This window comes from Allobosea sp. GW823-FHT02B03, from assembly GCF_058797755.1.
The window spans coordinates 562,090-583,868 of record NZ_JBXAJY010000003.1; the positions used below are offsets into that span (position 1 = coordinate 562,090).

General features: G+C 66.5%; 21 protein-coding genes. 9 read left to right on the top strand and 12 right to left on the bottom strand.

What is annotated here, in order from left to right; genetic code table 11:
• The first annotated feature begins 17 nt into the window (after positions 1-17).
• Positions 18-833, top strand: coding sequence for a 3-oxoadipate enol-lactonase (gene pcaD / locus AC1REK_RS12270; RefSeq protein ID WP_492267832.1), 816 nt, complete (start codon positions 18-20; stop codon positions 831-833).
• A 233-nt stretch (positions 834-1,066) separates the two neighbouring features.
• Here the strand turns inward: pcaD and AC1REK_RS12275 are convergent, their stop codons facing one another.
• The 7 genes from AC1REK_RS12275 to AC1REK_RS12305 form a co-directional block, all read right to left on the bottom strand.
• A complete protein-coding gene (locus tag AC1REK_RS12275; RefSeq protein ID WP_492267831.1) occupies positions 1,067-2,056 on the bottom strand; it encodes an alcohol dehydrogenase catalytic domain-containing protein in 990 nt (329 codons plus the stop codon).
• A 13-nt stretch (positions 2,057-2,069) separates the two neighbouring features.
• Positions 2,070-2,840 (bottom strand): SDR family NAD(P)-dependent oxidoreductase, encoded by a 771-nt coding sequence (locus tag AC1REK_RS12280; protein WP_492267830.1) that lies wholly within the window; start codon positions 2,838-2,840, stop codon positions 2,070-2,072.
• 2 nt (positions 2,841-2,842) lie between these two features.
• Positions 2,843-4,156, bottom strand: coding sequence for a sulfopropanediol 3-dehydrogenase (hpsN, locus tag AC1REK_RS12285; protein ID WP_492267829.1), 1,314 nt, complete (start codon positions 4,154-4,156; stop codon positions 2,843-2,845).
• An 86-nt stretch (positions 4,157-4,242) separates the two neighbouring features.
• A complete protein-coding gene (locus tag AC1REK_RS12290; RefSeq protein ID WP_492267828.1) occupies positions 4,243-5,292 on the bottom strand; it encodes an ABC transporter substrate-binding protein in 1,050 nt (349 codons plus the stop codon).
• A 99-nt stretch (positions 5,293-5,391) separates the two neighbouring features.
• Complete coding sequence (locus tag AC1REK_RS12295) at positions 5,392-6,189, bottom strand: ABC transporter ATP-binding protein (RefSeq protein ID WP_492267827.1); 798 nt, start codon at positions 6,187-6,189, stop codon at positions 5,392-5,394.
• 11 nt (positions 6,190-6,200) lie between these two features.
• Complete coding sequence (locus tag AC1REK_RS12300; RefSeq protein ID WP_492267826.1) at positions 6,201-6,989, bottom strand: ABC transporter permease; 789 nt, start codon at positions 6,987-6,989, stop codon at positions 6,201-6,203.
• Between the two features lie 4 nt (positions 6,990-6,993).
• The gene (locus AC1REK_RS12305) at positions 6,994-7,704 is read right to left on the bottom strand and encodes an ABC transporter permease (protein ID WP_492267825.1); all 711 of its coding nucleotides are present in this window, start codon (positions 7,702-7,704) and stop codon (positions 6,994-6,996) included.
• A gap of 229 nt (positions 7,705-7,933) precedes the next feature.
• Here AC1REK_RS12305 and AC1REK_RS12310 point away from each other — a divergent pair, with 229 nt between their 5' ends.
• Positions 7,934-8,941, top strand: coding sequence for a LacI family DNA-binding transcriptional regulator (locus tag AC1REK_RS12310; protein WP_492267824.1), 1,008 nt, complete (start codon positions 7,934-7,936; stop codon positions 8,939-8,941).
• Positions 8,942-9,176: 235 nt separating this feature from the next.
• Here AC1REK_RS12310 and AC1REK_RS12315 read toward each other — a convergent pair whose 3' ends face one another.
• Positions 9,177-10,442, bottom strand: a complete 1,266-nt coding sequence (locus AC1REK_RS12315) for an amidohydrolase family protein (RefSeq protein WP_492267823.1) — start codon at positions 10,440-10,442, stop codon at positions 9,177-9,179.
• Positions 10,443-10,551: 109 nt separating this feature from the next.
• On the opposite strand from AC1REK_RS12315, the gene AC1REK_RS12320 reads away from it, so the two are divergent.
• The gene (locus AC1REK_RS12320; RefSeq protein WP_492267822.1) at positions 10,552-10,959 is read left to right on the top strand and encodes a nuclear transport factor 2 family protein; all 408 of its coding nucleotides are present in this window, start codon (positions 10,552-10,554) and stop codon (positions 10,957-10,959) included.
• A gap of 5 nt (positions 10,960-10,964) precedes the next feature.
• Here the strand turns inward: AC1REK_RS12320 and AC1REK_RS12325 are convergent, their stop codons facing one another.
• A complete protein-coding gene (locus AC1REK_RS12325) occupies positions 10,965-11,723 on the bottom strand; it encodes a GntR family transcriptional regulator (RefSeq protein WP_492268204.1) in 759 nt (252 codons plus the stop codon).
• Between the two features lie 181 nt (positions 11,724-11,904).
• On the opposite strand from AC1REK_RS12325, the gene AC1REK_RS12330 reads away from it, so the two are divergent.
• From AC1REK_RS12330 to AC1REK_RS12340, 3 genes are read left to right on the top strand one after another with little or no spacing between them, the layout of a single operon-like run.
• Positions 11,905-12,786 (top strand): ABC transporter ATP-binding protein, encoded by an 882-nt coding sequence (locus AC1REK_RS12330; RefSeq protein ID WP_492267821.1) that lies wholly within the window; start codon positions 11,905-11,907, stop codon positions 12,784-12,786.
• 1 nt (position 12,787) lies between these two features.
• Positions 12,788-13,561 (top strand): ABC transporter permease, encoded by a 774-nt coding sequence (locus tag AC1REK_RS12335; protein ID WP_316019107.1) that lies wholly within the window; start codon positions 12,788-12,790, stop codon positions 13,559-13,561.
• A gap of 33 nt (positions 13,562-13,594) precedes the next feature.
• Positions 13,595-14,620: an ABC transporter substrate-binding protein gene (locus tag AC1REK_RS12340; RefSeq protein WP_316019106.1), complete on the top strand. Its 1,026-nt coding sequence runs from the start codon at positions 13,595-13,597 to the stop codon at positions 14,618-14,620.
• Between the two features lie 157 nt (positions 14,621-14,777).
• Here AC1REK_RS12340 and AC1REK_RS12345 read toward each other — a convergent pair whose 3' ends face one another.
• From AC1REK_RS12345 to AC1REK_RS12355, 3 genes are all read right to left on the bottom strand, one after another.
• On the bottom strand, positions 14,778-15,977 hold the full coding sequence (locus tag AC1REK_RS12345; protein WP_492267820.1) for an MFS transporter: 1,200 nt from the start codon (positions 15,975-15,977) through the stop codon (positions 14,778-14,780).
• 65 nt (positions 15,978-16,042) lie between these two features.
• Positions 16,043-17,404, bottom strand: a complete 1,362-nt coding sequence (locus AC1REK_RS12350) for an amidohydrolase family protein (protein WP_492267819.1) — start codon at positions 17,402-17,404, stop codon at positions 16,043-16,045.
• Between the two features lie 67 nt (positions 17,405-17,471).
• Positions 17,472-18,179: a FadR/GntR family transcriptional regulator gene (locus AC1REK_RS12355; protein ID WP_492267818.1), complete on the bottom strand. Its 708-nt coding sequence runs from the start codon at positions 18,177-18,179 to the stop codon at positions 17,472-17,474.
• Between the two features lie 190 nt (positions 18,180-18,369).
• Here AC1REK_RS12355 and AC1REK_RS12360 point away from each other — a divergent pair, with 190 nt between their 5' ends.
• The 3 genes from AC1REK_RS12360 to AC1REK_RS12370 are packed head-to-tail and all read left to right on the top strand — an operon-like array spanning position 18,370 to position 21,779.
• A complete protein-coding gene (locus AC1REK_RS12360) occupies positions 18,370-19,431 on the top strand; it encodes an ABC transporter substrate-binding protein (protein ID WP_492267817.1) in 1,062 nt (353 codons plus the stop codon).
• A gap of 24 nt (positions 19,432-19,455) precedes the next feature.
• Positions 19,456-20,517 (top strand): ABC transporter substrate-binding protein, encoded by a 1,062-nt coding sequence (locus tag AC1REK_RS12365; protein ID WP_492267816.1) that lies wholly within the window; start codon positions 19,456-19,458, stop codon positions 20,515-20,517.
• A 14-nt stretch (positions 20,518-20,531) separates the two neighbouring features.
• Positions 20,532-21,779, top strand: coding sequence for an ABC transporter permease (locus tag AC1REK_RS12370; RefSeq protein ID WP_492267815.1), 1,248 nt, complete (start codon positions 20,532-20,534; stop codon positions 21,777-21,779).

Sequence of the window (21,779 nt, forward strand, 5' to 3'; positions counted from 1 at the left end):
CGGAAGCGGATGGAGCGATGACGATGCGGATCATGATCGAAGACGAGGAGTTCGAGGTGCGCATCGACGGCCCCGACGCGGCGCCCGCGCTGCTGCTGTCGAACTCGCTCAGTTCGGACATGTCGATGTGGGAAGACCAGATTCCGCTCTGGTCGCAACACTTCCGGGTGATCCGCTACGATCAGCGGGGCCACGGGGGCAGCACCGTTTCCCCCGCGCCCTACTCGATGGAACAGTTGGGCCGGGATGCGCTGCGCGTGCTCGATGCGCTCGGCGTGCAGCGCGCGCATTTCTGCGGGCTCTCGATGGGCGGCATGGTCGGCATGTGGCTGCTGACCCATGCGCCGGACCGGGTCGACCGGGCGGTCCTCGCCAATACCGCCGCCTATATGGGGCCGGCCGATCTCTGGAACGGGCGTGTCGCAGCAGCAGAAGCCGGCGGCATGGAAGCGCTTGTCGATTCGACCATAACGCGCTGGTTCCCGGAGGCTTTCCGGGCCGCCGCACCTGAAACGATCGAACGGATGCGGGCCATGATCCTGAGGACTCCCGCCGTCGGGTACCAGGGATCGTGCCTGGCGATCCGCGACATGGATCAGCGGGAGACAATCAAAAGTATCCGAAATCCGGTGCTCGTGATCATTGGCTCGAAGGATCCGGCGACGACACCGACCGATGGCGAGGCCATCGTCGCTGCGATTCCCGGCGCGCAGAAGTGCGTTCTGGACGCCGCACATATCTCGAACATCGAGCAGGCCACGGCTTTCGGGGCCGCAGTCGATGCCTTCCTCCTGGACGGCGAGCCCGACCGCAGGGGCCGGGCTGGCGGTTGAGGTGCGCTCTGTCGGGTCATACCCATAGCGCGGCGTAGCCGACGACGGCGGCCGCCGCTCACGGGCGCGATGCTATTCCAGTCATTGCGCCCATGAGCGAGGTCTTGCCGGCAGGAACCCGCGGCCACGCGATCGTCGAGGTCGCCCATGCGCCATAAGCTGACATTGCTCGCTCCCCTCCCCGGGGGAGCAGAAGTTCAAGCCGAACCTCCCGGTGTGCTGGGGATCTCGCTTCAGGTCCTGAGAACGATTTTTGCTGAACCGACACGACCGCCATCGATATCGGCAAAGGCGTGGTCTCCCTCGCTGAGAGAGCGTTGCTCGATCCAGCCGAGATCGCCGAGACGCCCTTTGGCGAGGGCTTCGACGGTCTGGGTAAAGTCGGCGGGCGTATAGCAATAGACACCGGCAAACGTGATCTCTTGCAGGGTGATCTTTCGAACGTCGAGGCCAGCCTGGCCGGGGAGCAGGCCGACATGGACGATCACGCCGCCGGGCCGCACCAGGCGACAGGAAGCAGCACGTGTGGCATCGGCGCCGACTGCGTCGATGACGAGGTCGATGGTATTTTCAGGCGGCTCGTCCTGGCCGGGCTGATAAACGGCGAACCCTTCCGCCATCAGCGTTTCTCGCCTCAGCGGATTGGTTTCACCGAGCAGGAGATCGCGCGCACCGAACAGGCGTGCGACGAGCCCGGCCGCCAGGCCGATGGCGCCCCCGCCGAGCACGACGACGCGGCAGGCGGAAAGAGGCTGGTGCAGACGTTTCACCCCGGTCCGGATCGCATGCCAGGAAACGGCGAGCGGCTCGGCGAGCGCCGCGTGGGCGACCGGCATCGTGTCGGGGATCGGCGTCAAATTGCGCAGCGGGATGCGCACCAGTTCGGCGAATGCGCCTGGCCGCGGCGGCATCGAGATGATCTGCCGCGTTGGCGAGAGATGCCAGCGTCCCTCGATCGCATACGGACAGTTGGGATCGACGACGAGCGGGTTGATGGTCACGCGTTCGCCGGCTCGTGGCCCTGTCGCGATCCGCCCCGCCGCTTCGTGGCCGAGGATCAACGGCGGCGGCCGCCGCGTGTCGAAACCGTGATAGGCATGCATGTCGGAGCCGCAGATGCCCACCGCCTCGACCCGGACCAGGACCTCGTCGGCCTGCGGCACGGGGTCCGGCTCGTCGCGGAAGGCGAGGCTGTTGGGGCCGGTATAGACCAGTGCCTTCATACCACATCCATCCTCATTTGGCGGTGAAACCGCCATCGACGGTCAAAGTCTGGCCGGTGACGTAAGCCGAAGCGGGAGAGGCGAGGAACACCGTGGCGCCGGCGAGATCCTCCAGCTCGCCATTGCGGCCGATCGCGGTTTGCGCGGCATTGCGGGCCGCCCGTTCGGCGTCATCGAACACCGCCTGCGTCAGCGGCGTCGGGAAGAAGCCAGGCGCGATCGCATTGCAGGTCACGCCTCGGCTGGACCATTCCTGCGCGATCGCCCGCGTCAGTTGCACGACGCCGCCCTTGGCGGCGCCATAGGGCGCGCTGTCGGGAAAGGCCCGGTAGCTTTGCAGCGAGGCGATGTTGATGATCCGGCCATGACCGCGTCTCGCCATGGCCGGAGCAAAGGCCTGCGTCAGCAGGAAGGGCGCGCGCAGATGCACCGCCATGTGCAGGTCGAACGCCGCGGCCGTAACCTCGCCGAAGGGCTGGCGCAGATTGAGCCCGGCTGCGTTGACCAGGATGTCGATCTCGCATCCGAGGGTTTCGCAGGTGGTCGCCAGCGCGGTTCCCGCCTCCGGCGCGGCCAGATCGGCCGCGGCGATCTCGGCGGCGATCCCCTCCGTCGCGAGTGCCTGCGCCGCCTTGCGCAGTTCCTCCTCGCGTCGTGCGACGAGGACGAGCCGGGCACCGGCGAGGCCCAGCGCCCGCGCCATGGCGAGCCCGATGCCGCTGTTGCCGCCGGTCACCAGGGCCGTGCGCCCGGTCAGATCGAACAGTGCCGCGAGGCGGAACACGCTCACGCCTCCACCGGCTGGCCGAGATCGACATTCGAGCCCGGGGCGTACTTCGCCATCCGCGCATCGCTGGTGCGGGCATGGGCCTCCATGCCCTCCAGTCGCGAGATCCGCGCCGAGACCGGAGCGATGCGCGTACAGGCCTCGCGGTCCATGCGCTGCCAGGTCAATGGCTTCAGGAACTTATGGACCGAGAGCCCGGCCGAATAGCGGGCGGCGAACTTGGTCGGGAGGATGTGGTTGGGGCCCGAGACCTTGTCGCCGAAGGCGACATTGGTTTCCTCGCCGAGGAAGAGCGAGCCGTAATTGCTCAGCTGCGCATGCCACCAGTCGAGATCGGCGCAGTGCACTTCGAGATGTTCCGAGGCATAGCGGTCCGAGACCTCGACCATCTCCTCGCGGCTGTCGCAGAGTACGATCTCGCCATAGTCGCGCCAGGCTGCGCCGGCGGCGTCGCGGGCGGTCGGGGGCAGCGCCGCGATCAGCTCGGGCACCAGCCGCGACACCTCCTGCGCGATCCGCCGAGAGCTTGTGATCAGCCAGGCCGGGCTCTCATGGCCGTGCTCGGCCTGCCCGACGAGATCGGTCGCGACGAGCAGCGGGTCGGCGCTGTCATCGGCGAGGACTGCGACCTCCGAAGGGCCAGCGAACACGTCGATACCGACCTTCCCGAACAGCATGCGCTTGGCTTCTGCGACGAACTTGTTGCCGGGACCGACGATGATGTCGGCCTGGCGGCCGGTGAACAGGCCGAAGGTCATGGCGGCGATCGCCTGCACGCCGCCAAGGCACATGATGATGTCGGCGCCCGCCACCGTCATCGCATAGAGGACATGGGGATGGATGCCCTGACCGCGATAGGGCGCCGAGCAGGCAACGACGGTCTTGACGCCCGCTGCCTTGGCAGTGGCGACCGACATGTAGGCCGAGGCGATATGGGCGTAGCGGCCAGTCGGGACGTAGCAGCCGGCCGTGTTCACAGGCACCAGCTTCTGCCCGAGATGCAGGCCCGGCGACATCTCCAGCGAGAAATCCCGGCAGGAGGCGCGCTGTGCCTCGGCGAAGCGCCGGACCTGCCCGGCGGCGAAGGAGATGTCGTCCTTCACGTTCTGCGGAATGTCCCGGATGCGCTCGGCGATCGCCGCCTGGTCCAGGACGATCGATCCGTCCCATTTGTCGAGCCTGGCCGCATAGTCGCGCACGGCCTGCTCGCCCCCGGTCTCGATCGCAGCCAGCATCTCGGTGACGACCGCGCGGGCGGTGTCGGTTTCCGTCTCGGGCGTCTTGGTGGCTGTTTTCAGATGCGTGATCGCCATGGCGCTGTCCGCTTCGGTCAAAAAGGTGGGGAACGCGATGGCGGCCCGGAGGGCGCCGCCATCGCCATGCTTGGTCCGATCTCAGGTCACTTCTTGTCGAACTCGGTGGCGAAGGCCTTGAGCTTCGGGTCCGCCGCGACACGCTTCAGGAAGTCGTCGGTGAGATAGTTCTTGGTGTCCGGGTTCGACGGGATCGTGCCGACCTCGGTGATGAACTTGCCGATCTCGCTGAACCAGCCATCGACGGTCGAGGCAGCCGCGCCGCGCGCCATCAGCTTCAACTGCTCGTCGAGACCGAAGGTCGGACGCAGCGCGAATTCCTGGTCTATGGCGCGGGCCGTGACCTCGAGACCGCCCTGCTTGTAGAAGTCCAGCGCGAGCGTGCGCGCCTCGGCCGGGTTGGCCTTGGCCCAGGACCAGCCGCGCAGGAAGACTGCGAGGAACTTCGCGACATCGTCCGGCCGTTCCTTGGCGAACTCGGCCCGCACGATCAGCGCGCCGGGCACGATCGCGTTCGCATCGGCGCCGGAGCAGAGATATTTGGCGTTGGCGCGGTCTTCCAGCGTGTAGGTGTTGGGCGCCCAGACGCCGGCGACGTCGCCATTGTTGGAGGTGATCGCCGTGATGATCTGGGCCTGGCCGAGATTGACGAACTGCATGTCGCCATGCGCCAGGCCGAACTTCGTCAGGCATTTGCGCGCCGAGTAGTCCACGGTGGAATTCGTCGTCAGCAGCAGCTTCTGGCCCTTCAGCGACTTCGGATCGGCCTTGATCGCGTCGAACTTGTCGCCGCGCACCATCATGGCGTTGGTCTTCGACTCGTCGTTGGTGAGGCCGATCGTCAGGATGTTGAACCGGACTGCGCCGAGCACGGCCGGCACCGAGCCGGTGCCGCCGACATCCCATGACTTGGCGGCCGCCGCCGCGATCTGCGGCGCACCGGCCGGGAAGGTCGAGAAATTGGGGGTGAGGCCGACCTCCTTCCACCAGCCTTTCACCGTGGCGTAGTGGAAGGGCAGCGCCCAGTAGAGCGAAGGCTGATAGCTGACCCCGATCGCTGTCTGGGCCCGTGCGGCCCCCGGCAGGGTGCAGGCGAGCGCTGCGGCGATACCTAGTCCTGCAATGATCCGTCTCATCTTTTCCTCCCTGGTCGTGCTTCTCCGGTCTCGGCCTCGAGCAGCCGCGCCGGCTTGATTGGCTGCGCGAGGCAGCGTCTCGGTCGCCTGTCGGCGCGGTCAGCCGCCATGGGCGCCCTTCTCCTCGCGCAGCGATTTCCAGATCTGGGTGCGCAGATGGACGAAGGATTCGAGGTCCATCACGTCCTCGATCTTCTGCAGCCGGTCCCAGTTCTCGGCCTCGCGGATCGAGCGGATGTCGAGCACCTCCTTGATGCGGCCCGGTCGCCGCGTCATGATCGCGACCCGGTCGGCGAGATAGACCGCTTCCTCGACCGCATGGGTGATGAACAGGACGGTGCGGGGATTGACCCTTGCCAGCCGGACCAGCTCCTCCTGCATGACGACGCGGGTCTGCGCATCGAGCGCGCCGAAGGGCTCGTCCATCAGCAGCACTTCGGGGTCGAGCACATAGGCGCGGGCAATGGCGACGCGCTGCTGCATGCCGCCGGAGAGCTGATGCGGGAAGGCACCGGCATGGCTCTCGAGGTTCATCAGCTTCAGCGCGCCGGCGACGAGCTCGTCGCGCTCCGCTTTCGGCAGCTCCTTGTTGCGCAGGCCGAGCTCGATGTTCTCGCGCACAGTCTTCCAGGGGAACAGCGCGAATTGCTGGAACACCACAGCGCGATCCGGCCCCGGCTTGGTCACCGCCTTGCCGTTGACGCTGACCGTGCCCGCGCTGGGAGGCTCGAAGCCCGCGACCATCCTCAGGCAGGTGGTCTTGCCGCAGCCGGAGGGGCCAACGATCGCGACGAACTCCTTCTCGCCGATCTCCAGATTGATGTCGTCGAGCGCCTTCACGCCGGAGCCGCGCGGCCCGAAGACCTTGTCGACCTTGTCGAAACGGATCGATCCCATCGTCTAGCCCTTCAAGCCTCGAGGCCGCGGCGACGGCGCATCCACGCCTCGCCCTGCCGCAGCAACATGTCGATCAGCATGCCGACGATGCCGATCGCGGCCATGCCGGCCATCACCGTCGGCGTCGCGACATTGGCCTGCGCCTGCACCATCATGAATCCGACGCCGGCCGCCGCGACGATCAGCTCCGCGCCGACCAGCGACTGCCAGCCGAGCCCGGCCGAGACGCGCAGTCCCGCGACGATCGAGGGCATTGCCGCCGGCAGCAGGACTTCCAGGATCATCCGCAAATGGCCTGTGCCGAGCATCCGCGCCGCCTCGATCAGGCGCGGCTCGACGAAGCGCGCGCCGCGATAGGCGTTGATCAGACAGGGCGGAAAGGCGCCGGCGAAGATGATCAGGACGGGCCCGCCGATGCCGGTGCCGAACCAGAGCGCGGCGAAGGGCACCCAGGCGATCGGAGCGATGAAGCGCAGCCCGTCGAAGAGCGGCGTGACGATGTCGTCGAGCAGGCGGAACCAGCCCATCAGCAGGCCGAGCGGGACGCCGATGCCGGCGGCGAGCAGCACGCCCAAGGCGTAGCGCTGCAGGCTGGAGGCAAGGTGCTGCGGCAGCGTCGCACCTGCGAAGGGTGTCGAGCTGAGCTGGAGGGTCCGCGTCAGCACATCGAGCGGCGAAGGCAGGAACTGCCGGGGCACGATCCCCGAGACCGAGAGCAGGGTCCACAGGCCGATGAATCCGACGAGCCCGAGCAGCCCCCATGCCAGCTTTTCGCCCAATCGCAGTGGTGAGTCGCTCATGGCCTCAGTCTCTCCCCGCCACGTTCCAGGCGAGCGCGCGGCGCTCGGCGAGGCCGAGAAGCAGCGTCGTCGCCCAGCCAAGGACGCCGACGGTGACCATCCCGACGAGGATCATGCCGGGGTAGATGTCCTGCTGCGCCATGTTGAGGACGAAGCCGATACCGACCAGCGCCCCGACCAGTTCGGCGGCGACCAGCGTCGTCCAGGCCGCCTGCAGCGATAGGCGAAGGCCGGTGAAGATCATCGGCGACGCCGCCGGTGCGATGACCTCGCTGACCAGCCGCCAGCGCGGTGTGCCGAGCATGCGCGCCGCCTCGATGATCGGTCGGTCGATGTTACGGACGCCGGCGAAGGCATTGATGACCGCGGGGACGAAGGCCGCGAACCAGATCACCATGATCTTGGCGGCGTCGCCGAGGCCGAGCCAGAGGATCGCGAGCGGGATCCAGGCCAGCGGCGGGATCGGGCGGATGATCAGGAAGATCGGGTTGATCGCCGCCTCGGCCCGCCGGCTCCAGCCCATCCACAATCCGAGCGGCACGCCGGTGGCGATCGCTACGAGAAAGCCGAGGACGACGAGCCGGACACTATGGAAGGCATGGTTCGCAAGCTCGGCGCCGGCATAGCCGCGCGTCGTGATCTGGTTGAGCGACTGCCAGAATTCGGTGGGCGAGGGAAAACGGCCGGGCGAAACCAGGCCCGTCGCCGTCGTCAAGACAAACCACAGCAGCAGCGTCGCCGCTACCGAGGCCAGACTGACCCATCCTCGCCGTCCTATCATCGCGCTCCTCATGCGCTCTTTTATGAAAGCGCTTTCAGTTAAGCTTCCAGATCGCCATCCGGATGTCAACATGCCTTGCGAGATGGTATATCGGGCTTGAGCGCTTGTATCCGACCTGGCTTGGGCGCTAGGGTTATGAAAGAATTTTCATCAGGGAAGACCGATGGATGGTCGCCGCATCAAGCTGAGCGATGTCGCCCGCGATGCCGGCGTGTCGCCCGCTACCGTGTCGCGTGCGATCGCGCAGCCGGAGCTGGTCTCGCCCGAGACGCTGGCCAAGGTCATGGCCAGCGCCCAGCGCCTCGGCTATCTGCCGGATGGCGCGGCGCGCGCGCTCGCCTCGGGCCGCTCGATGACGATCGGCGCGATTGTCCCCACACTGGACAGCGCCATCTTCGCCCGCGCGCTCCAGGCGATGCAGGCCACATTGGCGCAGTCCGGTTATCTGCTGCTGGTCGCCTCGCACGAGGCCAGCCCAGCGGCTGAGACACAGGCGGTTCGGGCCCTGCTCGGGCGCGGCGTCGACGGGCTGATGCTGGTTGGAGCTGAGCGTGCGCCGGAAACGACCGCGCTGCTCAGGGCTTCGGGCGTTCCCGTCGTCCTGACTTGGTGCGGAGACGGCCATTTCGCTTCGGTCGCGATCGATAACGTGCTAGCCGGAAGGCTGGCCGCCGAGCATCTGATCGCGCTCGGCCACCGGCGCATCGGCATGATCACCGGCCCGCTCCAGTTCAACGACCGACAGACGGCGCGCCTCGCCGGGGCAAGGCAGGCACTGGCGAAGGCGGGACTGTCGCTCCCAGACCAGCTGGTCACAGAACAGGCGTTGACGCTGGCCGGCGGCCGCGCCGGCTGCGCCACCCTTCTCGAACTCGATGACAAGCCGACAGCGCTGATCGGCGGCGTCGACCTGCTGGCTATCGGCTGCATCGAGGAGGCCCATGCGCGCGGCATGAACGTGCCCGGCGACCTCGCGGTCGTCGGCATCGACGGGCTCGACATGTCCGCTCACATCTCGCCTTCGCTGACGACCGTGCATCTGCCGACCGGCAGGATCGGTCAGTTTGCGGCGATGAAGCTGATGGCGCTTGTCCGGCGCGAAGCAATTGAGCAGCATACTGTTTTGCCGGTCGAGCTGATTGTCAGGCGTTCGGCTGCCGGCGCAAGCTGAGTCCGCGAAGGTTAGGAAGCACCCCGTCCAGCCCTCCCACGGGCGCGGTTGGCGCGGCCCATGTCCGTGGCGTCCGGCCCACCGTCAGTCGACCGCCTCCCGGTCGGCGTTGTCGGATCGCAGAAGTGCCGAGCATTCCCGCGGACTCCGCCATTTGCCCCGCAAAGCGGACCATGCATCGGGCTCGGCGGGGCCACTCTGGCGGGATGGCGGCTGCGCGATAGGCAATGTTCGCTCAAGCCATTGGCTCGCTGGACATACTCGCGGTCGGCAGGTTCAACCGCGCTGGCGGCCTCTCGAAGCTCAGGCGGCCGCGCTTGAAGCCCATGACCGGCTCAGCGATTTCCGCCAGCGCGTCGCCCGGCGCCCCGGCATCCAGGATGACGAGGTCAGCGGGATTGCCGACGGCGATGCCGTAATCGGCGAGGCGCATCAGCCGTGCCGGCGCGGTGGTCACAAGGTCGAGGCACTGCTCGAATTCGTGCGGGCCGCATTGCGCGACATTGGCGTAGAGATTGGCCATGCGCAGGAGCGAGGCGTCGCCGAAGGGCGTGAAGGGATTGAGCACATTGTTCGTTGCGACCGAGCAGGTCACGCCTTGAGCCGCCAGCAGGTGCGCCGGCGTGAGCCCGCGCGGTCTCGCATGGGTCTCCTGCCGACCCATGAGGTAGAGATCGGTCGCCGGCAGCACGGTCAGGGCGATGCCGGTATCGGCGAGCCTTCGCCCGATCGTCGCCAGGGCATCGGGCGGAATCATCGACAGCTTGGTCACGTGGCCGATCGCCACGCGCCCGCCCCAGCCATGCAACTGGGCCTGCCGGCAGACCTCATCGAGATGCATCCAGCTCGGATCGAGGTCGAAATCGAGATGGAAATCGAGATCGACATCGAAGCGCCGCGCCAGGACGAAGAGTCGCTCGATCTGGGCCGCCGGATCGGTGTCTGTGTAGGGGCAGCCGCCGAGGAGGTCGGCCCCGTCCTCGAGTGCGGTGACGAGCAGCTCCTCGGTGCCGGGATCGTTGGTCAGCCCCTCCTGCGGAAAGACGCAGATCGAGAGGTCGAGCCCCCAGGCATAGTCGGCCTTCAGCGCCTTGATCGCCGCAAAACTGCGCAGTCCGGCGCGCGGGTCGACCTCGACATGGGTGCGCATCCGGGTGGTGCCCTTGCCGATCGCCCTTTCGATGACCCTGGCGCCGCGCTCGTAGACATCGGCCTCGGTGAAGTCGCGCTTCATTGCGGCGACGGACGCGATGGCGCCGGCGAGTCCGCCATGGCCGTGGCCGCAGCGGCCGAGCAGGCAGGCCTTGTCGAGATGGATATGGCTGTCGACGAAGCCCGGCAGCGCCAACCGGCCGCCGACCTCGACCTCCGGCGCATCGCAACACAGCCCCGCGCCTATGGCCGCGATCCTCCCGGCCCTGACGCCGATATCCTGCGGTTGGTCATGGCCGCGGATGGTCGCTCGGCGAAAGACGAGATCGAGAGAAGGGGCGGTCGGCATGGCTCTGCTTGTCGTTTGGTATTCAGTTGCGCAGAAAACATGCATGCACTTTATGTGCCGAGACGCTAAACACTAGGCTCAGGATTACCCCGTGACAGTGGACCAGACCATGTTGAACCGCGTGGAGACGCTCTCGGACGCCGAGATCGTGCGAGCCTATCTCGAAGCCTCGATGGTGCCGGATCCGGACGGCGCGGCGCAGTACATGGCGCCGGGGACGCCGATCACCTTTACCGGCGGGCGCCTGTTCGACCATCCGAGCGGACCGTCGGGCTTCAACGCCATGCGCTATCGCTGGGTGAAGAAGCGCATGGAGCGTTTCGATGTCTGCCCCGCCGAGGGCGAGACGGTCGTCTACAGCGTCGGCACGCTCTATGGCGAATGGCCAGACGGCACTGCCTTCGAAGGCAATCGCTATGTCGATCGTTTCGTCGTGCGCGATGGGCTGATCGTCAAGATGGACGTCTGGAACGACAGCGCCGAGCGCATCCTGCAGCAGCGCGGCATCGTTGCCTGAAGCGGCTATTCGGCCGCGTCCAGCCGGCGCCTGCGCCCGGAAGGCGGGGCGGCGGGCGCCGTCTCGGCATAGGGCGCCAGAATATCCATGATGTCGCGCCCGCGCGGTTTCGCGTGCGCGACCAAAGCGCGTTCCGCGACCGAGTCGAGGTGATGGTGCATCAGGCTCGCCACAGCCTCTGCATTCCCCGCCTCGAGCGCATCGATCAGCAGCCTGTGCTCGTTTATCCCGCACTCGGATGAATGCGGCCGGCTGAACAGCGATAGCGTCAGGCAGCAGCGATAGGCGATCTCGCTGACATAGCGGATCAGGATCGGGCTCTCCGTCATCGTCGCCAGCAGGATGTGGAACTCGGTCGCAAGCCGGATCGAGACTGCGTCCGGCCCGCTGCGTGCGGCATCCTCGGCATCGACATGGGCGCGCAACGTCGCGACCTGGCTCTTGCTCAGCCGGCCGGCGAGCTGGCGCACGACGAGGCGCTCGAGCTCAATGCGGATGTCGAACGTGTCGCGCGCCTCCTGCCAGCTCGGGGTCGCAACCACGGCAATGCGGTTGCGGCGCAGCTCGACCAGCCCCTCGGCGGCCAGCTGACCGAGCGCATGGCGCGCAATTGTGCGACTGACGCCGAAACGTTCACCAAGCGCATCCTCGGGCAGTTTCTCGCCCGGCTCGAGCGCCTGCTCGATGATCGCGCGGCGCAGGGCCCGGCATATCTGTCCGACCTTGTCCGAGGGGCCACTGCCCCCGCCACCGTCACGCGCCATCGTCATCGTCCACCCTGTACGAGTCGTCTTAGCGCCGTCCCGGGGGACCGCGCAATGCATGCAGTGCGCCAGGAACCGTGCGAACAGCCGCGGCAGCGGTCGTGCCTTCGCCGCTCCATGAACGGAGAGCGGCCACAGAGCATCGAATGCAGTTTGGCATTCCTATTGCATGCACTTTCTCATGAGCCAGACCAGCCCCCTTCTCGCCATCGCGGTGGCGCCGGAACCCGAAACGCAGCCCGCCGCGCAGCCGCGGCTCGCGGCGGAACTCTCCCAGGCCTCCGTCACGTTCGGGCGCGGGGCGAACGCCGTCCCTGCCCTCTCCGAGACGACGCTGCGCGTTCCGGATGGCGAGTTCCTCGCGTTGGTCGGCCCTTCCGGCTGCGGCAAGTCGACCATCCTGCGCCTGGTCAGCGGCCTCGTGCAACCGAGTTCGGGCGCCGTCATCGTGGGCGGGCGCGAGGTCGCGGCCAAGGCGCTGCGGCTCGGCATGGCCTTCCAGAACCCGACCATGCTGCCCTGGATGACGATCGAGCAGAACGTCATGCTGCCGCTCAAGATCGTCGAGCCATTCCGCTCGCGGTTCCGCAAGGAGAAGCGCGGCAGCTTCCGCGACAGGGCGCATGCGCTGCTCGCGCAAGTGGGTTTGCAGGGCTTTGCCGGCAAATATCCCTGGCAGCTGTCCGGCGGCATGCTCCAGCGCGCCAATCTCTGCCGCGCCTTGATCCATGAGCCGCGGATGCTGCTGCTCGACGAGCCGTTCGGCGCGCTCGACCAGTTCACCCGCGAGGAACTCTGGGCGATCCTTCAGGAGCTCTGGCTGACCCATCGGCCAACCGTCCTGCTGGTGACGCACGATCTGCGCGAGGCCGGCTTCCTGGCGAGCCGCATCTGCGTGATGAGCGCCCGGCCCGGTCGGATCATCGACGACAGCCCCGTCGCATTCGCGCGGCCGCGCAGCATCGCCATGACCTTCGAGCCCGGTTTCGTGGCGCTGAACCAGCGCCTGCGCGAGCTGATCGTCGATGCCCGTTCGGCCCAGGCAATAGCGGGGAGCCACTGACATGTCCGAGAACCTCAAGCGCAAATTCTGGGCGGCTGCGCTGATCCTGCTGTTCTTCGCCGGCTGGGAGGTGTTCTGCATCGCGTCCGGCATGTCGGACCTGATCCTGCCGCGGCCGAGCCAGGTCTTCGCCACGCTGGTGCAGCGCTTCCCGATCCTCTGGCCGCATATCCTGCAGACGCTGGCGACGACGATGCTGGGCTTCGGGCTCGGCGTGGCGCTCGGGGTCGTGCTCGGCGCGATCATCGGCGTCTCGCGCACCGCCTACGACACGGCCTATCCTCTGCTGATCGGGTTCTCGTCGATCCCCAAGGTCGCCGTGGTGCCGATCTTCGTGCTCTGGTTCGGCTCGGGCACGGTCCCGGCGGTGCTGACCTCGCTCGCGATCTGCTTCTTCCCGATCGTCGTCAATATCGCGACCGGCCTCGCCACCACCGAGCCCGAAATGGAGGACGTGCTGAAGGCGCTCGGCGCCAGCAAGCTCGACATCCTCTGGAATGTCGGCCTGCCGCGGACGATGCCGTTCTTCTTCGCCTCGCTGAAGGTCGCCGTCACCTATGCCTTCGTCGGCACCGTGCTGGCCGAGACCGTCGCCTCAAATCGCGGCATCGGCAACGTGATGATGACGGCCTCCTCCAACTTCAACGTGCCGCTGGTGTTCGCCGGGCTCTTCATCCTCGCCGGGCTCGGCGTCGCCCTCTACGTCGCCTTCTCGCTGATCGAGATGCGCGTCACCGGCTGGGCCAACCGCAAGAATGATTTCGCCGCCGCCTGATCTCAATCCGCGCAAAACAAGAGGGGAAAGACCATGCTCAAGACACTGACTGCGGCCCTGCTCGCGAGCTTCGCGCTGGCCGGCTCCGCACTGGCGCAGGAGACGACCATCAAGTTCACCCTTGGCTGGAAGACCCAAGGATCGGACGCCGCCTTCTTCGTCGCCCGCGACAAGGGCTACTACAAGGCCGAAGGGCTGAACGTCGTGATCGACCAGGGAGAAGGCTCGGGCGCGACGGTGACCCGCATCATGGGCGGCGCCTATGATGCCGGCTTCGGCGACGTCAATGCGATCATCCAGAACGCTGCGGCCAAGCCCGGCGAAAACCCGGTCATGGTCTACATGATCTGGAACCGCCCTCCCTTCGCGATCTCCAGCAAGAAGACGACCGGCATCGCCAAGCCGAAGGATCTGGAAGGCAAGACGCTCGGTGGCTCGCAGGGCACGCCGACGACGCGCCTGCTCGAGGTCTTCGCGCGCAAGAACGGCGTCGACATGTCCAAGATCAAGCTCTCGAACATGGCGCCGAACCTGCAGGAGCCGCTGCTGATCAAGGGCGAGATCGACGGCGCGCTGATCTTCAACATCACCAGCTATTTCAATCTGCTGCTGAACCGGCAGGACCCGCAGAAGGACTTCAACTGGCTGATGTTCGGCGACTACGGCCTCGACCTCTACTCGAACGGGCTGATGGTCTCGCAGAAGCTGCTCAAGGAGAACCCGAAGGCCGTCGCCGGGCTGGTCCGCGCCACCAACAAGGCCATGCTCGAGATCGGCAAGGACCAGAATCTCGGCATGAAGGGCGTGATGAACTTCGACAACCTCGTCGACGAGAAGATCGAGAAACAACGCCTGCAGTACTCGTTCAGCGAGCTGATCGTCTCGCCCGAGATGAAGGAGATCGGCGTCGGCGACACCAAGGACGACCGCATGGCGCGCGCCATCGGCATCATCGTCGAGGGCTACCAGCTTGCCCGCACGCCGAAGCCGGAGGAGATCTTCTCGCGCCAGTTCCTGCCGCCGAAGGGCGAGCGCGAGCTGGTCTACACGCCGAACTGAGCGCCGAGACTTGTCATGGGCAAGACGGCATTCGCGACGGCATCGCCCAGCACGTCGTCGCGAATGCCGCGCTTCGATATGAGGACAACGTCGTCCGCGCGCAGTTGCCGACCAGCCAATACCCGGACCTGGATTCTGTGCTCGGCGTTCGGCACTTCTATCTGCGGGCGGCCGAACTGGTCCGTAGACCACGATCGCAGCGAATGCCCAGCGCGAGCGCGTAATCCTGTGGCCTGAAGCGGCAAGCCAGGACAGCGACGAGGCCCATGGCCCCGGCATGGACGAGCCAACCGAATGAAAGACCGCCGGCTCGTTCGCCCAGGGCGGCGACGATCCACGGAAAGCTGCCCGCGATCAGGAAACCGCCGCCCTGCATGAAGGCGGAAAGAGCGCCTGCGTCGATCGGGTTCTCCAGGTGATCCAGGGCCACGACCATGAACAGCGAGAACGCTCCCCCCATTCCGGTGCCGATCACGACCGCCCACAGGGCGGGGTGGAATTCGGGAACAAATGCGAGACCGCAGAAGCCGACGAGCTGCAGGCCGAGAGAGAGGAGGATCCAGGGGCGCCGGTCCAGGCCCCTGGAAGCCAGCACGGGAAGCGCGAGCGCGGCGATCGCCTGGCTCGTCGCCAGCACGGCGAGAAGGCTGCCGCTGTTCGTACTGGTCCAGCCCATCCGCTGATAATAGGGCGCGAGCGCGAGCCAGGCGACGATCGACGCATAGCTGCCGTTGACGATTCCGAAGCCGACCATCAGCAGCCAGGCTCGCGGCCTGGACATCAGGTCCCGAAGTCTCAGCGTGCCGCTCGGGCCTCCGCCGTTGGACGGCAGATGGAAGAAGGAGATGGCAGCGGCCAGGACGGCGAACGGCGCCATCCAGCCGAGACCGAGCCGCCAATTGCCGCTCGCTTCGGCGATCAGCGGCGATAATTGGGCGCCGATGGCGCCACCGCCCATCAGGCACGCCGAGAACAGCCCCATGGCGAAGGGCGTCCTGTCGAGGAAATGCGCCTTGATGCGCCGCGGGAAAACCGCCTGGAGGAGCGCCACGGCCAGGGCGCAAAGCGTCGTGGTGGCGATCAGAACGCTGCCGCTATCGGTCGTCATCCTCCAGCCGGAGAACAAGCCGAGCGCGGTCAGCGCCCCGATGATGACCCAGCGGTCCTCGGCGATTTTTCGCTGAATGGCGGGGCCGACGAAGGCGCACAGCCCCATCGCGGCCATGGACAGGCTCGCGAACAGGGACATGCCCTGATCGCTGAGCCCCGTCGCCGCGTGGATATCCGAAGCCAAGGGAGCCACGCCGGTGAGGAAAGGCCTGAGATTCAGGCCGATCAGCACGACCGCGAGATACATTGCAGCTCCTGAGGCGCGCATGCGATGGCCGGAAAGACATCGATCGCATGGTTCGCACCGGTGGATTACCAGGCCGGAAGCGGGCGGTAGCGCCGGTCGGCCACGACGTCGCGCACGAACCGCGCGCCGGCCGTGGCTTCCTCCCGCAGCCGCTCGATGTCAATCGTCGGGAACTCCCCGTCCGAATAGAGAACCTTGCCGGCGACGATCGTCGACTTGACCTCGGCCCGCGAGGCGTAGCGCAGCAGCTCGCTTGAGAGATGCTGCGAGGACATCATGTGCGGCCCGCTGCCGTCGAGCACGACCATGTCGGCCGCCTTGCCGGGCTCCAGCGAACCGATGAGATCGTCGCATCGCAGCACCGAGGCGGCCTCGATGGTCGCCATGTCGATGATCTCGCCGGCGGACAGAAATTCGGCGTCGTAGCTCGACACGCCCCATTTGGCGCCATGGATCAGCCAGGCGGCCCGCATGTTCACGAAGATGTCGTTGGCCTGGTTGTCGCAGCCGAGCGCGACGCGGATGCCCGAAGCCCGGAAGCGCGGCAGGTTGGGAATGGCATTGAGATTGGCGACGCATTCCACCGGGGAGTGCGCGAGGCCCGCCCCGCCGCGGGCCAGGAGCTCGATCTCCTTCTCGCTCGCCAGCACGGCATGGACCGCGACGAGATGCTCGTCGATGACGCCGAGATCGGCGAGCCGTTCGATCGGGCGGCGCCCGAAGGCGGCGAGGCAGAACTCGACCTCCTCGCGATCCCTGCCGATATGGACCTGGATCGTCGCGTCATGCCGGCGCGCGAGCTCGGCCCCGCCCTTGAAATAGGCCTCGGAGAAATTCATCAGCGCGGAGACATTGACCGCCCCCCGGATCAAGCCCTCCCCGCGCGCCGGGTGCCGCTTCAGGAAATCCTCGGTCGCGAGAAGCTCCTTCTCGGCCTGCCCTTCCCGCGCCTTGTACCAGGAGCGATCGGTGATCTGGCTGTAGAGCGCCGCGTGGTGGAAATCCTGGTCCGCCGCGCCCCGCGCCATCACGCAACGGATTCCGGTCTCCTCGATCGCCTCGACGATTGCCGGCTCATGCGCAGGGTTCAGGGTTCCCTCGCACATCGTCGTGATGCCGGATCGCAGCAGTTGCGCGGCGATGAGCCTGACGGTCGTGGCGGCCTGCTCGGGGTTCAGAGAGCGCTGGGCCGGGCTGTAGATGCGCGGGATCATCGGCAGCTCGCCGCTGGTCAGCGAGCGGACGAAGCACTGGGTGCAATGCGTATGGGCGTCGATGAAGCCCGGCATGATGATGGAGTGGGCGTCACCTAGGACCTGGTCGCAGCGGAAGCGCGACGCGATCTCCTTGCGCGGACCGACAGCGAGGATGCGGCCGGCCCGGGAGACGGCCATGCCGTCGTCGATGACGGTCCGGTCCTTGTCCATGGTAACGATGCGACCGCGCACCGCGAGGTCAACGCTCTCTAGCTCCACTGTCTCAGCCCTCTCGACACTAGACGATAAACGGTTCACCCGGCCGCAGGGTCTCGTAGGTCTGCGCGACCGTTTCCATGTGGGACATCACCGCCTGCCAGGCGGCATGCGCATCGCGCCGGGCGATCGCTTCGACGATCTCGCGGTGCTGCTCGCTGAAGAACGCCCTGCGATCGGGGCGGAGCACCGCGCGGCGCATGGCCCCCCAGACGATCTTCTTGCGTGCCTGGTTGACGGTCTCGAACAGCTCCGTTGCGAGCGGGTTGCCGCTGCCCTGCGCGATTGCCCGATGAAAGGCTTCGTCGAAGACTTCGTAGTCATCCATGTTCCTCGCCGCGGCGCAGCGCCGGCAGGTGGCCTGGATCTCGGCGATCTGCGAAGGAGTGGCGTTCACGGCCGCGAGCGACGCAAGCGATGGCTCGACCATCCGGCGGGCATCCAGGATGTGCCGCGGGCTGCAGAAGTCCGTGACGTCGGTCGCGAGCGGCTCGGCCTCGCTGCGGCGGCCGCGGAAGGTGCCGCGGCCGACATGTCGCCAAAGCGAGCCCTTCGCCTCGAGCCGCTCCAGGGCCTGTCTTATGGCGTGCCGGGTCACCTGAAAGCGCTCGGCGAGCTCCCGTTCCGTGGGCAATTTCGCCCCCGTTCGATCTGCCGCAGCCGCCATCATCGCCTCGATGCCCTCTTCCAGAGCCGATCTAATCTCGTTCGTGATCCGCTGGCGAGTCATAATTGCAACCAATGATTTGCTTTGGTTGAAATCAAATGCTCAAGCCTTGCTCACAAAGTCAAGATTCTTCGGCACGATTCAGAGTTGACAGCGACCAAGACAGATATTCAAGTAAGCGCCAACAATCTGGATGCGAGCCAAATCGCAACCAAAAATGCAACCAATCCAACGGGGAACGGAGGTTGTCGCCATGGCAAACCGCAGCATGCTCGGCCTGAGCATGGCGCTGGTCGGACTGATCGCGCCGCAAATCGCATCCGCAGATTCGATCACGGTCGCCAATAACGGCGGCGCCGCCGGGGCCGGCTATCGCGAGGCCTATTACAAGCCCTTCACCGCCAAGACCGGGCACACGATCGTCGACGATCAGTTCAGCCAGGAGCTCGCGAAGATCCGCTCGCAGGTCGAGACGGGCAATCTCGTCTGGGACGTGGTCAGCGTGACGGCGATCAACGAGGCCACGGCCTGCGACGAAGGCCTGCTCGAGCGCATCGACTGGTCAAAGCACCTCGACCCGAAGGATTTCGCCGATGTCGGCGGCTTCGGCCAATGCGGCCTGCCCAACAATTTCGTCTCCGGCGGCCTCGTCTACGACTCGAAGCGCTACGAAGGCGGCGAAGCGCCGAAGAGCTGGGCCGATTTCTGGGATGTGAAGAAGTTTCCCGGCAAGCGCGGCCTGCTCTATCGCGCCGAGCAGACGCTGGAAGTCGCGCTCATGGCCGACGGCGTGCCCCCGGCCGACGTCATGAAGGTCCTCTCTGCGCCCGGCGGCGTCGACCGTGCCTTCAAGAAGCTCGCGGAGCTCAAGCCGCACATCAAATGGTGGAAGAGCGGCGACGAGTCCATGCAGGCCATCCTGACCGGCGAGGTCGTCATGACCTTCGCCTGGAACGGCCGGGTCGGCATGGCGAACCGCGCCAACAACCGCCAGCTCAAGATCGAATTCGGCGCCGGCCACGTGTCCGGCAGCCAGATGATCGCGGTGATGAAGGGGACCAAGAAGAAGGACGTCGCGGTCGACTTCATCAAGCTCGCATCGTCGCCGGAGCCACAGGCGAACTTCGCGCGCGCCATCGACTATGCGCCGGTGAATGCCAAGGCCTACGCCTTCCTGACCGAAGCCGAGCGCGCGACGCTGCCCGCCGGGCACATGAAGCTGGCGTCGCTGCAGAGCGGGACGGTCTATCTCGACTTCTGGCTCAACAACGGCGACGCGCTGCTCCAGCGCTTCATCACCTTCGCCGCGCAATAGCACTCGGATCCAGGGAGACTACCGATGCGGCCGGTTCATGCTGCGATCGCGACCGCGATCGCCCTTACCTTCTCACAGGCGCAGGTTCTCGGCGCCGAAACGCTGACGATCGTCACCCAGGGCGGCCAGCCGGGCGATGTCCAGAAGAAGACGGTCTTCGAGCCCTTCACGGCCGAAACCGGGATCCAGATCAGGGTCGACACGTTCAATCAGGAGCTGGCGCGGCTGCGCACGCAGGTCGAGACGGGCAACCTCGTCTGGGATGCGGTGAGCCTCAACCCGATCAACGAGGTCGCCGGCTGCGAGGAAGGCCTGCTCGAAAAGATCGACTGGTCGAAACACGCCAGGCCTGAAGCCTTCGAAGCCGTAGGCGGCTTCGGCGAATGCGGAGCGCCCTACCTCGCCTCGCCCGGCGCTCTCGTCATCGACTCCGACAAGCTGAAGGGCGACGCGGCGCCGAAGAGCTGGGCCGATTTCTGGAACGTCGCCAAGTTCCCCGGCAAGCGCTCCCTGATGTACCAGCCGGACCAGACGCTCGAGATCGCGCTCATGGCGGACGGCGTCGCGCCCTCCGATGTCGTCAACGTCCTCACGGGACCAGGTGGCGTCGACCGCGCTTTCAGGAAGCTCGCCGAACTCAAGCCGCACATCAAATGGTGGAAGAGCGGCGACGAGTCGATGCAGCTCCTGCTCACCGGCGAGGTCTCGATGGGCTATGGCTGGCTCGGCCGCGTCAACGCCGCCAACAACTCCAACAACCGCAAGCTGCGCATCGTCTGGGATGCCGGCTACACCAACGCCCTGATCTTCCTGGGCGTCATGAAGGGCTCGCCGCGCAAGGAGGCGGCGATCCGCCTGATCGCCTACCAGCTTTCGGCGCCCGTCCAGGCCCGGCACATGGAGGCGCTCGGCAATCCCCCGGCCAATGCCGACGCCAACCCGCTGCTCAGCGAGGCGCGCCGCGGCAGCCTGCCGGACCCGAAATCGCGCAACGGCATGATGCAGGCAGGCTCCCGCTACATCAACTTCTGGCTCGATAACGGCGACGCCATCCGTCAACGCTTTGCGACCTTCGTAGCTCAATGACAGTCATGGCATCGATGTCATCCCAATCTGTGCCGGTCGCGACTGTCGAGAGTTCGCGGCTGGCGGCTCAGGTGAGTGCTTCCGAGCGGAAGCATCTGATCAAGATGCTGGCGCTGCTTGCCCCGAGCGTGATCTTCACCGCCCTGTTCTTCGTGCTTCCGCTCGCACTATTCATGTTCAGGAGTGTCGACAACCCCGAGATCCAGACCTATCTGCCGCGCACCGCCGAGGTCATGCGAAGCTGGTCGGGCAAGGGTGAGCCGGATGAAGCGGCCTTCGCGGCCATCGCGGCGGATCTGAATGCCATTCGCGGGCAGCCGTCGCTCGGGCTGATCGGGCGGCGGCTCAACTATGCCATGCCTGGCGCTCGCGGCCTTCTAACCAAGACGGCAAGGCGCATGCCGATCGCCGAAGGCGCGTCCGCGCGGGACGCGCTGATCGCGATCGACCTGCAATGGGCAGAGCCGGCGCTATGGGGCGTGCTGCACCAGCAATCCGGACGCCTGACGGACTTCTATCTCCTCACGGCGCTCGATCTCCAGAAATCCCCCGAGGGTGAGCTCCAACGCGTCGCGCCGGACCAGCGCATCTTCATCGACCTCTATGGCCGGACCCTGTCCGTGAGCCTGACCGTCACAGCCCTGTGCCTGCTCATCGGCTTTCCGGTCGCCGCCGTGATGGCGAGGGCCGGCAAGCGCGCGGCCAGCTGGATGCTGATGCTCGTCCTGGTGCCGTTCTGGACATCGCTGCTGGTGCGCAGCACCGCCTGGGTGATCCTTCTCCAGAACGAGGGCCTCGTGAACAAGACGCTGATGGCGCTCGGCATCATCAACTCGCCCCTGCCGCTGGTGTTCAACCGGGCGGGCGTGCTGATCGCCATGGTCCACGTCCTGCTGCCCTACGCGATCCTGCCGATCTACAGCGTGATGAAGGGCATATCCGGCAACCATCTGCGCGCGGCCGCATCGCTCGGCGCTTCGCCGCTGCGTGTCTTCCGGACGGTCTATCTGCCCCTGACGCTGCCGGGGGTGGCCGCCGGCGGAACGCTGGTCTTCGTCCTGTCGGTCGGCTTCTACGTCACGCCGGCGCTCGTCGGCGGCCCGGGCGACCAGATGATCGGCTACTTCATCGCCTACTTCACCAATTCGGCGGTGAACTGGGGCCTGGCCTCGGCGCTCGGCGCCTTCCTGCTGATCGTCGTCGCAGCGATCTATCTGGCGCTGGGCAAGCTCGTCGGCTTCAACCGTCTGCGGGTGCGCTGA